1 protein-coding gene (cut by a window edge) is annotated in these 16,655 nt (G+C 63.5%); it reads right to left on the reverse strand.

Features of this window, described 5'->3' with window-relative positions:
• Positions 1 to 16,655 carry the 3' portion of a non-ribosomal peptide synthase/polyketide synthase gene (locus tag AB4N74_RS11795; RefSeq protein ID WP_460100315.1) on the reverse strand. The gene runs 1,189 nt beyond the window's last position, so the window shows 16,655 of its 17,844 coding nt (coding positions 1,190–17,844); its start codon lies off the right edge, out of view; it ends in the stop codon at positions 1 to 3.

Consider the following 16,655-nt stretch of genomic DNA (forward strand, 5'->3'; position numbering starts at 1 on the left):
TCAGGAAACCACTTGGCCGGCCGGCACTTTCAGGCCGTCATGCCACCACGCCGCGAGACTGAAAACATTGGGCGCCTTGAGAATCGTGAAGTGGTTGCCCGGCCCGTACCACACCGCCAGATCCGTCACCTGGCGTTGCCAGCCTTCGACCATCGCCGCTTGCTCGCGCTGATTGCCCCACGCATCCAGCGTCGGGTCATCGACCAGCGCCAGCCGCACCGGCCCGGTGTAGGCCAACTGCGGTTGATAGACCGTGCGCAAGGCTGTGGCGAAGGTGCGGACCGGGCCGTGCATGGCCTGCGCTGACGAACGCGCAGACAACACTCCGGCGCGCACCATGCCCTCGTGCAACAGGCGCATTTGCGTGGTGTCGTCAGCCTCGGCGAACGCCAGCGGGTCGATGCCCAACGACTTGCCGCTGGACAGTTGCAGCGTCTCGATCAAGCGTTCCAGCGCGGCAGTCGTGGTGTACGGTTTGCCCGCCGTACCGTTGCCGCCGGGAGACTCGCTGTCGATCAGGGTCAATGACGCCACCTCACGCCCCGCCGCCTGCAACTGCGCGGCCATGGCATGCGCGACCCAGCCGCCGAAGGAATGGCCGATCAGGTGCACCGCACCTTGCGGATACAACTGCTCGACCGCTTGCAGATAGCACTTCGCTGCCGCTTCAACCTGGCTGTGCGGCACGCCGTTGCCATCGAGCCCGCGCGGTTGCAGGCCGATGATCGGCCACTCCGGGCCCAAGGCCTCGGTCAGGTGAATGAACCCGGTGACACTGTCGCCCGCCCCCGGCACGCAGAAGATCGGCGCATGCCCGGCGTGCCCGCTCTGAATGGTCAACAGCGGCTGATAGGTCTCTGGCTCCGGAACCAGCGCAGCGGCCATAGCCTGACTCAAGGCCTGACCGAGCGCCTGAATATCCGGAGCTTTCATCATGCTGCGGTGATCACCCGGGACATCGATGCAGCGCAGCAAACCTGTACTGATCTTGTTTTCCCAACCGCGGATCGGACTCGGCTGCGCCTGCCCCGGCATCAGTGCCTGAGCGCGGAACAAGTGCACCGGCAGACTGGCCGGGCTGACCCGGTAATGCGCCAGCGCCAGGCCATGAGCGGCCTCACGATCAAAGTAACTCCAGGCATCCGCTGCACTCAGTGCGACCAGTTCCGGGTCAGGCAATTGCTGTTCGCAGCAGCGCTGGAACAGCTCATCGAACGCAATGCGTTCGACTTCAGCCTCAAGCCGCTCGACCTCAGCCAACGCCGGCAGCCCTTCTGCACCGCGCATCTGCGAACGCGCGCGGCAGTGCTCCAGCAACTGATGCTTGTCGCGATGCGCGCCGCTCCAGCGGGTTTTATCCTGACTGGCCGGATGCGGCGCGTAGGTATCGAGCAGGCCGACAAACGCCACCGTCTCATCGAGACCCAGCAACTGCTGAGCGATTTCATACGCCAGCAAGCCACCAAACGACCACCCGGCCAGACGATACGGCCCATGCGGTTGTACCGCCCGGATAATCCCGACCATCCGCGTGGCCATGCACTCAAGCGTGCGCAGCTGCGGCTGCCCCAACGGCACACCGGGCAAACCGTAAATCGCAAACTGCCCCTCGATGTGCATCGCCAATGCCGGGAAATACACCTCCCTGCCGCTGAACTCATGGATCAGGAACAGCGCATCGCCGCCCTCGCCCGGCCGCACCACAACCAGTCCTTCCGGCTGTTCGGGCGCGGCATGGCGTTGACCGAGCAATGCGGCCAGCGACTCGACACTCGGACGCTGGAACAGCTCCGCCAGTGTCACCTGTTGCCCCGCACGTTGCAGCAGGTTGACCAGACGAATCGCCAGCAGCGAATGCCCGCCCAATTCGAAGAAGTTGTCGTGGCGTCCGACCTGTTCGACATTCAGCACCTCAGCCCAGACCCGCGCCAACACGGTTTCGACCTCGCCTTCAGGTGCTTCGTAATGTCGGCTGAGTACCGCGTCGAGGCCCGGCGCCGGCAACGCCTGACGGTCGATCTTGCCGTTGGGACTCAAGGGCAGGACGTCGAGCGCAACAAACGCACCCGGCACCATGTACTCGGGTAACTGCTCAAGAATGAACGCGCGCAGCATGTCGATAGCCGGAGCAGCGCTGCCCTCGCGCACTGTGAAATACGCGACCAGACGCTCGTCGCGCATCAGCACGACCACCTCGCGCACACCCGGGTGCTGGATCAACCGCGCTTCGATTTCACCGAGTTCCAGGCGCAAGCCGTGCAGCTTGACCTGGAAGTCATTGCGCCCGAGGAATTCGAGGTTACCGTCCGCGCGGTAACGCACCAGATCGCCGGTGCGGTACAAGCGGTCCCCGGGCACAAACGGACTGTCGATAAAGCGCTCGGCCTGCATCTGTGGCAGTCCCATATACCCTCGCGCCACGCCGATGCCGCCGATGTGCAACTGGCCAATAACACCGAGCGGTACCGCTTGGTCATGCGCATCGAGCACGTACAAACGGGTGTTACAGATCGCCTTGCCAATCGGCAATTCGGTGGATGGCACGGGCATGTGCGGTTCCAGTGTCCACGCGGTGCTGTCGACCGTGGCTTCGGTCGGGCCATACACGTTATGCAGGCGCACCCACGGCAGTTGCTGGCGCACTTCGCGGGCCAGGGCCGCCGTGAGTTCGCCGCCACCGCAGAACACATCGGTGAGGCTGGTGCATTCACTGACGTCTTGCAGCTCGAGAAATTGCTGCAACAGCGCCGGCACGAACTTGACCACCGTAACCCGCTGTTGACGAATCACTTGCGCCAGGTACGCCGGTTCCCGGTGACCTCCCGGCCGTGCCAGCACCAGACGCACACCGGCCGTCAGTGGCCAGAAGAATTCCCACACCGAACCATCGAAACTGAATGGGGCTTTCTGCAACAACGCGCCCTCTGGAGCTGGCGGGCAAATCTGCGAGCCCCAATGCACCAGATTGCACAAGCCACGATGTTCGAGCATCACGCCTTTTGGTGTGCCGGTCGAACCTGAGGTGTAGATCATGTACGCCAGGTTCGAAGGACTCAGGCCTGGCACTTGCGGATCGTTTTCCGACTGGTCGTGCCAAGTGCATTGGTCAAAGTCGATCAGCACTGCCCCAGCCTCGGCAAACAGCGATCGCGTGGCCGTCTGCACCAGCACCGCCACCGGCGCGCAATCCCTGAGCATAAAGTCCAGGCGCTCCGCCGGATAAGCCGGATCCAGCGGCACGTACGCGCCACCGGCCTTGAGAATGCCGAGCAGCCCCACCACCAGATCAAGCCCACGCTCGACGCACAGCGCCACCCGCGCATCCGGCCCGACGCCTTGCTCACGCAGGTGATGCGCGAGGCGGTTGGCACGGGCATTCAGCTCGCGATAGGTCAGGCTGTGTTCGCCCGACTGCACGGCGATGGCGTCCGGCTGACGCCGCACCTGTGCTTCGAACAGGCTCTGCACCGGTTGCTCGACCGGGCAATCAAGCGCCGTCGCGTTGAAGTCGCCGAGCAGGCGTCGCTGCTCATCCTCGGCAAGCAACTCGACTTGCGCCAACACCGCCTGATCATCACTGACCAGCGCCGCCAGCAAGCGCTGGAAGTAACCGACAAAACGCTGCACGGTCGACTCATCGAACAGCGCGGTGGCGTAGCGCAGCGAGCCACGCACCCCGTGCTGGCTTTCGCCCAGACTCAGCGACAGGTCGAACTTCACAAAGTGATTTTCCCCGGCCAGGCCTTCCAGCGTCAGCTCGTCGAGTGCCAGGGCTGGCGCCCCGCTGCTGTCCCAGCTCAGCAAAGTCTGGAACAACGGTGTGTGGGAAAGGCTGCGCAGCGGTCGGGTGACTTCCACCACGTGTTCGAACGGCAGATCCTGATGCGCCTGCGCGGCCAGAGTCTGGGCCTTGACCCGCGCCAGCAGCGCTGCCCCCGTCAGATCACCCGAGGTATCGATGCGCAGCGCCAAGGTGTTGACGAACATGCCGATCAACCCTTCGATTTCGGCGCGGGTACGGTTGGCGACGGGCGAGCCGATGACCACATCGGACTGCCCGGACAGACGCGTAAGCAGCATCGCCCAGGCGCTCATGATCACCATGTACGGCGTCACGCTGTGGCGCTGACACAACGCCTTGAGACCGGCGCTGGTCTGCGCGTCCAGTACGATCTCGACACTGCCGCCGCGGTGATCCTGTTGCGCCGGCCGTGGTCGGTCAGTCGGCAGGCTCAACAATGCCGGGGCGCCGGCCAGGGTCTGCTGCCAGTAATCACTCTGGCGCTGCAACACCTCGCCGCTCAGCCAGCGCCGTTGCCATACCGCGTAGTCGGTGTATTGCAAGGCCAGCGGTGGCAGCGGATCGTCCTCGCCACGGCTGAACGCCTGATACAGCGCCATCAATTCATGGGTCAGCACGCCCATCGACCAACCGTCGGAGATGATGTGGTGCATCGTCAGCAACAGCACATGGTGATCATCGGCCAGACGCACCAGCCGACCGCGAATCAACGAGTCGTCCTGCAAGTTGAACGGTCCGCGCGCTTCAGCGTCGACCAAAGCACGCAAGGCCTCCTCGGTCTGCGGCTGTTGCCGCCAGTCTTCCACAATCAGCGGCAGACCACTGTCGACCGGGGCAATCAGCACCTGAGCTTCGTCGTGCAATTGTGCGAAACGGCTGCGCAGGGTTTCGTGACGAGCGACGATTCGCGCCAATGCCCGTTGCAGTGCCACGGCGTCGAGTCGGCCACGCAGGTGCAAGCCCAGAGGAATGTTGTAGGCGGTGTTGCCGCCATCCATTTGCGCGAGGAACCACAAGCGTTGCTGGGCGAACGACAACGGCAGTGCCTGATCGCGCGGCGCCGGCAGAATCGGCGGCAAGCTGCTGCGTTCGGCCTGACTCAACACTTCGGCGACCGCCGCCAGTTCCGGGTTGGCAAACAGATCGGCCAGCGCCAGCTCCACGCCCAATTGCTGGCGCACCTGAGAGAGCATGCGCATGGCCAGCAATGAATGGCCGCCGAGCTCGAAGAAGTTGTCATAGCGACCGACCTGCCCGACCTGCAACACCTCGGCCCAGACCTGCGCCAGGCTTGCTTCCAGAGGATTGGCCGGTGCCTCGTAGGCCCGACTGAGCAGTGCCTCCTGCGTCGGTGCCGGCAGCGTCTTGCGATCGACCTTGCCGTTGTTGTTCAACGGCAATACATCGAGTTGCACCCACGCGGTGGGCACCATGTATTCCGGCAGTCGCGCGTGCATTTGCGCGTGCAGCTCAGCGCTGTCCAAGTGTTCATCGTGCGCCGTGTAGTACGCCACCAGACGCGGGGAGTCCTGTCCGTCGCGGCGCGCCAGCACCACCGCTTCCTTGATCCCCGGGCAATTCAGCAGGCGGTTTTCGATTTCTCCCAGTTCGATGCGGAAACCGCGAATCTTCACCTGATCGTCGTTGCGCCCGATGCAATCGAGTTGCCCCGGCGCCAGCCAGCGCGCGAGGTCGCCGGTGCGATAAAGCAGCGCGCCCGGCATCTCGCTGAACGGATCGCAGAGGAATTTCTCGGCAGTCAGATCCGCCCGGTTCAGATACCCCAGCGCCACGCCCTGCCCGCCGATATACAGCTCGCCGGTGACGCCCATCGGCACCGGCTGCTGATACGCATCGAGCACGTAAACCTGCGTATTAGCGATCGGCCCGCCAATCGGCACGCTCTCGGCGTTTTCCGCAACTTCGCGCACTTCAAAGGTTGTGGCGTAGGTGGTGGTTTCGGTCGGGCCGTAGCAATGCACGATGCGCAATGTTGGCGCCTCGGCCAACAGGCGACGAAACGCCGCCGGATCGCCACGCTCACCGCCGCACAGCAGAATCCGCAGGCCCTTGAGCGCCTGCGGAATCAGTTGCACGTATTGATTGAACAGCGCGGTGGTGACGAACAGGATCGTTGCGCCACTGCTGCTCAGTTCACGGCCGAAAGCATGCGGATCGAGCAAGGTTTGATGGTCGATGATCACCACGCGACCGCCATTGAGCAGTGGCCCCCAGATGTCCATGGTGCTCGCATCGAACGCCGGGTTCGAGGCGAAGACCACACGATCCTGCGCATTGAATTCGGCGTAACCGTTGTTGAGCACCAAGCGGCCGATGCCCCGGTGCGGCACCATCACCCCTTTCGGCGTGCCGGTGGAACCGGAGGTGTACATGATGTACGCCAGCGACTCGGACGACTGCAGCAGATTCGGGTTGTGCGTCGGCTGGCCGTTGAGGGTTAGCCTGTCGAGGTCGATACGCGGCGCGGCGTAGTCGATGACTTCGCCGCTCAAGGTCAACAACGCCACCGCGCGGCAATCCTCGACCATGAACGCCTGGCGTTCGCTCGGTGCATTGATGTCCAGCGGCACATAAGCGGCCGCGCATTTGGCAATGGCCAGTTGCGCGACCAGCAGCTCCAGCGAGCGTGGCAGCAGGATCGCCACGTGGTCACCCGGTTGCACGCCGTGAGCGATCAGGTGATGGGCCAGGCGGTTGGCTTGCGCGTTCAGCTCAAAGTAGCTCAGTGAATGTGCGCCATGCACCGCTGCCACAGCTTTGGGATGCGCGGCTGCCTGCTGTTGGAAAACCCCGTGCACGGTCAGCGTTTGCGGGTAGTCACGCGCCGTGGCGTTGAAGTCGTACAGCAAGCGCTGGCGCTCATCGTTTACCAGCAATGGCACACGTTCCAGCACCGTTTGATCATCGGCAACCATCGCCTCGAGCAGACGTTCGAAGTAGCCGATGTACCGCTTGATCGTCGGCGCATCGAACAGCGCCGTGGCGTAGTTCAGCGTGCCGCGCAGCACTCCGTTGACCTCGCCCAGTGTCAGCGTCAGGTCAAACTTGGCGACATTGCCGGTCCCGGCAACACCCTCCAGCGTCAGCTCGGCCAAGGCCAGTTGCGGGCCAACGCTGCCGTCCCAGCTTAACGTGGTCTGGAACAACGGGCTGTGCGCCAGGCTGCGCACCGGGCGGACGATTTCCACCACTTGCTCGAACGGCAGATCCTGATGCGCCTGCGCTTCCAGTGTCCGCGCCTTGACCTGTGCCAGCAGCGCTTCGACGCTCGGCGCGCCTGAGGTGTCGATGCGCACGGCGAGCGTATTGACGAACATGCCGATCAGGCCTTCGATTTCGGCGCGGCTGCGGTTGGCCACCGGCGCGCCGATCACCACATCGGATTGCCCGGACAGCCGACTCATCAGCAACGCCCAGGCACTCATCAGGGTCATGAACAGGGTCGCGCCATGACGCTGGCTCAACGCTTTGAGGCCAGTACTCAGGCGCTCGTCCAGCAACACTTCGACGTTGCCGCCGGTGTAATCCTGCTGCGCCGGTCGCGGGCGATCGGTGGGCAGCGTCAACAAGGCCGGCGCACCGTCGAGGGTCTGCTGCCAATATTGGCTTTGCTGCTGCAGCACTTCACCGCTGAGCCAACGCCGTTGCCACACGGCATAGTCGCCGTATTGCAACGTCAGGACTGGCAACGGGTCAGGCTGTCCCTGGCTGAACGCCTGATACAACGCCATCAACTCGCCGGTCAGCACACCCATCGACCAGCCGTCGGCAACGATGTGATGCACGGTCAACAGCAGCACATGATGATCGTCAGCCAGACGCACCAACCGTCCACGAATCAACGAATCGTTTTGCAAATCAAACGTTGTCGAGGCTTCCTGCGCCAGCAATATTTGCAAGGTGTGCTCGGCCTGCGGCTGTTGGCGCAGATCTTCTACACGCAGCAGCCAACCGTTATCGACCGGGGCAATCGACACCTGCGCGCTGTCGTCGAGGCGGATGAAACGGCTGCGCAGGGTTTCGTGGCGGGCGACGATCCGCGCCAGCGCCGATTGCAGGGCATCGACGTCGAGGTGACCGCGCAGGCGCAAGCCGAGAGGAATGTTGTACGCCGAGTTGCCACCCGCCATTTGCGCAAGAAACCACAGGCGTTGTTGGGCGAAGGACATCGGCAGCGCCTGATCACGCGGTGCCGGCAAGATCTCCGGTAACGCGCTGCGCCCGGCGCGGTTCAATACTGCAGCGATTGCGCTCAATTGCGCATCGGCAAACAGATCACTCAGCGCCAGTTCGACGCCGAGGCGCTGACGGATCAGCGAGACCATGCGCATCGCCAACAGCGAATGACCGCCCAGTTCAAAGAAGTGGTCGTGACGGCCGACCTGCCCGGCTTGCAGCACTTCGGTCCAGATCTGCGCCAGCGCGGTTTCCAGCTCGCCTTGCGGAGCCTCGTATTCGCGGGTCGGCAGCGCGGCCAGGTCCGGTTTCGGCAATGCCTTGCGGTCGACCTTGCCATTGGCGGTCAGCGGCAAAGCCTCGAGCCGGACAAACGCTACCGGCACCATGTAGTCCGGCAACTGCGTCAGCAGATGCTCGCGCAACTCGCCCACTGCCAGTGGCTCGGCCCCCGCCTGTTCGGTGAAATAGGCCACCAGTCGCGGCTGGCCGGGTTGGTCCTCGCGGGCCAGCAACACCGCTTCGTTGATACCTGGGAGCTGATTGAGGCGAGTCTCGATTTCGCCCAATTCAATGCGCATGCCACGGACTTTCACCTGGTCGTCGTTACGCCCCAGGTAGTCGAGCGAGCCGTCTTCGCGCCAACGGGCAAGGTCACCGGTGCGGTACATGCGCGCATTCGGCAAGGGGCTGAACGGGTCGTGCAGAAAGCGCTCAGCGGTCAGATCGGCGCGGTTCAGATAACCCCGGGCCACGCCCGCGCCACCGACGTACAACTCGCCCATGACGCCCATAGGCACTGGCCGTTGCTGCTCGTCGAGCAAATAAACCGCCGCATTCGCCACCGGTTTGCCGATGTGCAACGCCGCGCCAACGTCGATACGCCCGGAAGTCGCGACCACGGTGGCCTCGGTCGGGCCGTAGTTGTTGATCACGGCGAAGCGCTGCTGACGGCTGAACTGGCGCAAGCGATCGCCACCGATCAGCAAGATGCGCAAGGTCGGATGATCGAGGTTCTGGCTGAACGCATATTCGGCGACCGGTGTTGGCAAAAAGCTCACGTCCAGCGGCTGCGCACGCCACCAGTCGAGCAACCCATCGATGTCTTCAGCGCCGTCATGGGTTGGGGCCAGGTGCAGGGTCGCGCCCGCGCACAGGGCCGGCCAGACTTCCCACGCCATCGCATCGAAACCGAATCCGGCAAGGCTTGAGGTGTGGCTGCCGGCGCGTAAATCGAACGCTTCACAGTGCCAGTCGACCAGATTGGACAACGTCTGATGTTCGACCATGACGCCTTTGGGCAGACCGGTCGAACCCGAGGTGTAGATCACGTACGCCAGATGCGCAGTGCTCAGGCCCGGCACCGCAGGGTTGTGCTGCGCCTGCGCCGGCCATGCGCACAGATCGACATCAATCACTGGCACGTCCGGTTGTGGCAGTCTCTCGTGCAGATCGCTTTGAGTGAGCACCGCGACCGGTGCGCTGTCGCTCAGCAAATAACTGATCCGCTCGACGGGATGCGCCGGATCGATCGGCACATAGCCGGCGCCTGCCTTGAGGATGGCGACCAGCCCGACCAATGTATCCAGACCCCGGCGGGCGACGATGGCCACGCGGTCATCGGCTTTCACCCCGATGGCGATCAAGTGATGCGCCAAGGCATTGGCCTGGCGATTGAGCTGCAAGTAAGTCAGTGGCTGTCCGGCAAACACCGCTGCAATAGCCTGCGGACGCTCGGTGACCTGCGACTCGAAGCGCCGGGCAATCGTCAGCCCACGCGGGTAGTCAGCCTCGGTCGCATTGAAATCCACCAGCAACTGTTCGCGCTCAGCTGCCGGCAGGATCGACAACCGGTCAAAGCCCACGTGCGGCGTGTGCTCCAGTGCATCCAGCAACGTCATCAACGCTCCCTGCATGTACCCGCAGATACGCTGCGCATCAATGCCGGCCCCGGCCAATACCTTCAGGCGGAAGTCTTCACCGAGATCATCAACGCTGAGAGTCAGGCGATAGTTGGTGTGTTCCTCGGCAGCGAGCAATTGCATGCCGTGCCACGCCGCTTGCACCTCAGCGGATACCGGCCCGACCGGGGCGCTGTGACGATAGTTGAGCAGCGTACTGAACAACGGTGTGCCCGCCGGCATCGCGCTGTACTGTTGCACCTGCGCCAGTTGCGCGTGCTCATGAGCGAGCAACTGACTCAGGCGTTCGTGGGTCGCCAGTGCCGCACCTTTAACGCTGTGCGCATTCAGTACGATGCACAGCGGTAAGGTATTGATGAACACACCGAGTGCGCGCTCCGATCCTTCACCGCCCTGCAATCGCCCGAGCAACACCGTGCCAAACACCACGGCGTCGCGTCCGGACAATTGCCCCAGCACCTGTGCCCAGGCGAGGTGCATCAGGCTGGCAGCGCTGACACCCAAACGGCGTGCCTGTTGCCGGACGCTGTGGCTGAGTGTGTTTTCCAGCGTCAACTGCGCTTCTTGCGCGGGACCGTCATGGGCAAGATTTTGACCGTAAGGCAAGGTCGGTTCATCGATCGCGCCGAGCATTTCGCGGAAGAAGCTTTCGTGCTCTTGCTCACTCAGACCGGCCTGGGTGTGCGCCACGTAATTGCGATACGGCACCGGATCGCTCAGTTGCCCGGCGTTGCCCAGCAGAAACGCCTGCATTTCGTGCTGCAACACCTCAAGCGCCACGTGATCCATGACCAAATGATGGAACAGCAACAACGCCACCACCCGTTGATTGACGGCATCGCGGCTGTAGACCACGCGCATCAGCGGTGCCTCGGCAATTGGCATCCGGTAGTTCGCGATGGTGAAGCGGCTCCGCAATTGGCTCAACGCATCGCCTGCTTCGGTATCCAGTTCCAATGCCTCGCAGCTCAGCGAAGCCTGACGCCAGACCACTTGCACCGGCTCTTCAAGGCCTTCCCAGAACAGCGAAGTGCGCAGAATGTCGTGGCGCTCGATCACCCGTTGCAGGGCGTCGGTGAAGGCTTGCAAACGCTGTTCATCGGCAAAGGCAAACTGCGCCTGCAACACATACGGATCACCCTGCGCGGCCGACAGATGATGGAACAGGATGCCGGTCTGCAACGGCGCCAGCGGGTAGATGTCCTGCACGTTGCGCACACCGCCGGGGACACTCGCAACGATGCGGTCGATGGTCGCTTGATCCAGCGCCACCAGCGGCAACAGTTCAGGGGTGATGCGCGCGCAATCGGCTGGAATCAGGTTTGCCGGCACCGGCGCTTCGGGCTCCCCGCCTACTGCCGCCGCCAGTGCGGCCAGCGTCGGTTGGCCGAACAGCACACGAATGTCCGCCGACAGGCCGGCCCGGCGCATGCGTGCAACCAGATTGACCGCCAGCAACGAGTGACCGCCCAGTTCGAAGAAATGATCAAAGCGCCCTACCCGCTCGACCTTGAGCAACTCAGCCCAGATACCGGCAATCACCGTTTCGACTTCACCGACCGGGGCTTCGTACTCGCGGGTCAACAGCGCCGATTGGTCGGGAGCCGGCAAGGCCTGGCGATCGAGTTTGCCGTTGGGGCTCAGTGGCAAGGCCGGCACATGCACAAACACGGCAGGCACCATGTAATCCGGCAGGTGCTTGAGCAGTTGGCTGCGCAACTGATCGATTTCCAGCGACTCGCCGCTGTAGTACGCCACCAGCCGCTGATCCCCCGGCACGTCCTCACGGGCCAGCACCACCGCCTCGCGTACGCCGTCGACATGCGCCAGATGCGCCTGAATTTCGCCCAGCTCAATACGCAAACCACGGATCTTGACCTGATCGTCGTTGCGCCCCAGGTACTCGATATTGCCATCGGCCAGGTAGCGCGCGACGTCACCGCTGCGGTACAGGCGTGCGCCGGCCTGATCGCTGAACGGGTCGTCGAGGAAGCGTTCGGCCGTCAGCTCAGGCCGATTCAGATAACCCCGCGCCACTTGCACACCGCCCAGATACATCTCACCGACCACACCCAATGGCACCGGTTGCTGATGAGCATCGAGGATATACACGCGGGTATTGCACAGCGGTTTGCCAATCGGTGGCGCGCTTTGTGGCACCGGCGAATGCGCTTCCAGCGTCCACACCGTGCTGTCGACAGTGGCTTCGGTCGGGCCATAAACGTTGTGCAGGCGCACCTGCGGCAGACGCTCGCGGATGCTGCGCACCAACGCGGCGGTCAGCTCACCGCCACCACAGAACACATCGCTCAGGCTGCTGCACTCAACGACTTCTTCCACTTCAAGGAATTGCTGCAACAGTGCCGGTACAAACTGGATGACATTGACCTGTCGCTCACGAATCAGCTGCACCAGTGCGGCCGGATCGCGATGATCGTCCGGGCCAGCGAGGATCAGACGCATACCGCAGCTCAACGGCCAGAACAGCTCCCACACCGAGGCGTCGAAACTCAGCGGGGTTTTCTGCAACAGCGCGGCGCCGGTAGAAAGCGGACACAGGCTGGCGCTCCAGTGCAGCAGATTGCCCAGATTGCGGTGTTCGACCATCACGCCCTTCGGCATGCCGGTGGAGCCCGAGGTGTAAATCACATAGGCAAGGTTCGCGGCGCTCAGGCCTGGCACCTGCGGATTGCTTTGCGCAAGGTCTTGCCAGGTGCACTGGTCGAAATCGACCAACACGCCGGCCCACTCGCCGATCAGCGCACGCGTCGGCGCATGCACCAGCACCGCCACTGGCGCGCTGTCCTCAAGCATGTAGGCCAGACGCTCAGCAGGATACCCCGGGTCCAGCGGCACATAAGCGCCGCCGGCCTTGAGAATCGCCAACAGACCGACCAGCAATTGCGGCCCGCGCTCGACGCAGATCGCCACCCGCGAATCGCGGCCCACGCCGCACTGGCGCAGGTGATGGGCGAGCTGGTTGGCGCGAAGGTTCAACTCGGCGTAACTCAAACGCAATTCACCGGCCACCACGGCATCCGCGTCTGGCGTGCGCAACACCTGCGTCTCGAAGCGAGCATGAACAGTCTGCTCAAGATCGTGGGTGACAGTGGTTGCGTTCAGATCGACCAGCAGATGCTGACGCTCATCGTCCGCCAACAACGTCACCTGCTCCAACACCGCTTGATCGTTGCTGACCATCGCCTGCAACAGGCGCTGGAAGTAGCCGACGTAACGTTGAATAGTCGACTCATCGAACAAGGCAACGGCGTACTCCAGCACACCGCGTATCCCGTCCGGCGCGTCTGCCAGCGTCAGTGACAGATCGAATTTGGCAAAGTGGCTCGGTTCGGCAACACTTTCCAGCGTCAGCTCGCCGAGACTCAGGCTGGCACCGTGGCCACTGTCCCAACTGAACATCGCTTGAAACAACGGGCTGTGCGCCATGCTGCGTGCAGGCTTGGTGATTTCCACCACTTGTTCGAACGGCAGGTCCTGATGCGTCTGCGCATCCAGCGTCCGCGCCTTGACCCGCGCCAGCAACGCCTCGGTGCTCAAAGCGCCCGAGGTATCGATACGCAGCGCCAGGGTGTTGACGAACATGCCGATCAGGCCTTCGATTTCGGCCCTTGTGCGGTTGGCCACCGGCGAACCGACGACCACTTCCGATTGCCCGGACAATCGACTCAACAGACTCGCCCATGCGCCGAGCATGAGCATGTACATCGTCACGCCGTGACGCTGGGCCAAAGCCTTGAGCCCGGCGCTCAGGCGTTCGTCGAGCACCACCTCGACGGTGTTGCCGGCGTAATCCTGCTGCGCCGGGCGCACGCGATCAGTCGGCAGCGTCAACAGTGCCGGAGCGCCCGCCAACGTTTGTTGCCAATACTCGCTTTGACGCTCCAGAACCTCGCCACTGAGCCAGCGCCGCTGCCACACTGCGTAGTCGGTGTATTGCAGCGCCAGCGGCGGCAGTGGATCTGGTTGACCGTGGCTGAACGCCTGATATAACGCCATCAGTTCACGGGTCAGAACCCCCATCGACCAGCCATCGGAGATGATGTGGTGCAGGGTCAGCAACAGCACATGATGATCGTCGGCCAGCCGCACCAGGCGGCCGCGAATCAGCGCATCGTCTTGTAAGTCAAACGGCCCCGAGGCCTCGCCCTGAATCAGCGCCGCCAAGGTCTGGTCGGCTTGCGGATGCTGGCGCAGGTCTTCAACGCGCAGCAGCAGACCGCTGTCGACCGGGGCGATCAGCACTTGCGCCTGGTCATTGAACTGGGCGAAACGGCTGCGCAGGGTTTCGTGACGCGCAACGATACGCGCCAAGGCTTGTTGCAGCGCATGCTCATTCAGTTGCCCACGCAGGCGCAGGCCGATGGGAATGTTGTACGCGGTGTTGGCGCCTTCCATTTGTGCGAGAAACCACAAGCGTTGCTGGGCGAACGACAGCGGCAACGCGCCGTCACGAGCCACCGCGACAATCTCCGGTTGCGTGCTGCGCCCGGCTTGCGCCACCGCCTCGGCAACCGCTGCCAGTTCGGCGTTGGCAAACAGGTCGCCCAGCGCCAGCTCGACACCAAGACGCTGGCGAACCTGGGACACCATGCGCATGGCCAACAGCGAGTGCCCACCGAGTTCGAAGAAATGGTCCTGACGCCCGACTCGCTCGACTTGCAGCACCTGCGCCCAGATCTGCGCCAAGGCGCTTTCCAGTTCGTTGTGCGGCGCCTCGTATTCGCGGGTGAACAGCGCCGCTCGCTCGGGTTTCGGCAGGGCCTTGCGGTCGACCTTGCCATTGGCGGTCAACGGCAGCGCGTCGAGTCTGACAAAGGCCACCGGCACCATGTACTCCGGTAACTGGGTCAACAGGTGCGCGCGCAACTCGGCCACGGCCAACGGTTCGACCTGGCTCTGCTCGGTGAAATACGCCACCAGCCGCGGCTGGCCGGGTTCATCTTCGCGCGCCAGCAGCACGGCTTCCTGAATGCCGGGCAACTGATTGAGGCGGGTTTCGATTTCACCGAGTTCGATACGCACGCCACGGATTTTCACCTGATCGTCGTTACGCCCCAGGTACTCGATCGTGCCGTCCGCGCGCCAGCGGGCGAGATCGCCGGTGCGATACATGCGCGGGTTCGGCAAAGGGCTGAACGGGTCATGAAGGAAGCGCTCGGCGCTCAGGTCGGCACGGTTCAAATAGCCGCGAGCGACCCCGGCACCGCCAACATACAACTCGCCCATGACGCCAATCGGCACGGGGCGCTGCTGTTCATCGAGCAGATACACCGTGGCGTTGGTCACCGGTTTGCCGATGTGCAAGGCATCGCCGGCCTCGATTCGCCCAGAGGTCGCGACCACGGTGGCTTCGGTCGGGCCGTAGTTGTTGATCACGTCGAATTGCTGGTTGCGGCTGAACTGGCGCAAGCGGTCGCCACCGATCAGCAGTGTGCGCAGCGTCGGGTGTTCAAGGTTCTGGCTGAAGGCGTATTCGGCGACGGGCGTCGGCAGGAAACTCACGTCCAGTGGCTGCGCGCGCCACCACTCGAGCAACGCATCGATGTCCTCGGTGCCCTCGTGAGTCGGTGCCAGATGCAGGGTCGCGCCGGCACACAGCGCCGGCCAGACTTCCCAGGCCATGGCGTCGAAACCGAACCCGGCAAGGCTTGAAGTGTGACGACCGGCGCACAGATCAAACGTTGAGCAATGCCAATCGACCAGATTCGACAAGGTGCGGTGTTCGACCATCACGCCTTTGGGCAGGCCGGTGGAGCCGGAGGTGTAGATCACGTAGGCCAGATGCGCGGCGGTCAGGCCCGGCACCTGCGGATCAAGGGTCTCGCTCAGCGGCCAGGTGCGCGGGTCAAGATCGATCACCGGCACCGCCAGCGTCGGCAAGCGCTCCCGCAGATTATTTTGGGTCAGCACAGCAACGGGGCCGCTGTCGCTGAGCAAGTAGTGCAGACGTTCGGCCGGGTGCGCCGGGTCGACCGGCACATAACCGGCACCGGCCTTGAGAATCGCCACTAGCCCGACCAGCGTATCGAGGCCACGGCGAGCGACGATGGCGACGCGATCATCGGGTTTCACACCCAGTGCGATCAGATGATGAGCCAAGGCGTTGGCATGCCGGTTGAGCTCGGCGTAACTCAATTGCTCACCGAGGTATTGCGCGGCCACGGCTTCGGGCCGCTGCGCCACTTGCGCCTCGAAACGCTGGGCGATGGTCAACATTGCCGGGAATTCGGCGTGGTTGTCATTGAACGCCAACAGCACCTGCTCGCGCTCGGCCGTCGGCAGAATCGGCAACTGGTTGAGCGCGGTGTCGGGTGCCTGCTCCAGTGCCAGCACCAGACTCTCCATGGCGCAGTGCAGGTAATCACAGATGCGCTGTGGATCGACCTCGGTGGTGGCCAGCAACGTCAGGCTGAAGGCATCGCCGAAATCGTCGACGCTCAGGGTCAGCGGATAGTTGGTGCGTTCTTCGGAGCTGATCGTGCTGATGCCTTCCCAGGCCGCCAGGGTCTCGGCACTCGCCGTCGCCGCGTTGTGGCTGTGGCGGTAATTGAGCAAGGCACTGAACAACGGCGTCGGCGCGACCACGCCGCTGCAACGCTGGGCGAGTGCCAGTGGTGCGTGTTCATGGCGCATCAGCGTGGTCAGGCGTTTGTGCGTCGCCTCCACCGCCGCACGCACGCCCTGTGCATCGACATCGACCCGCAGCGGCAAGG

Source organism: Pseudomonas sp. H3_C08 (assembly GCF_054669455.1).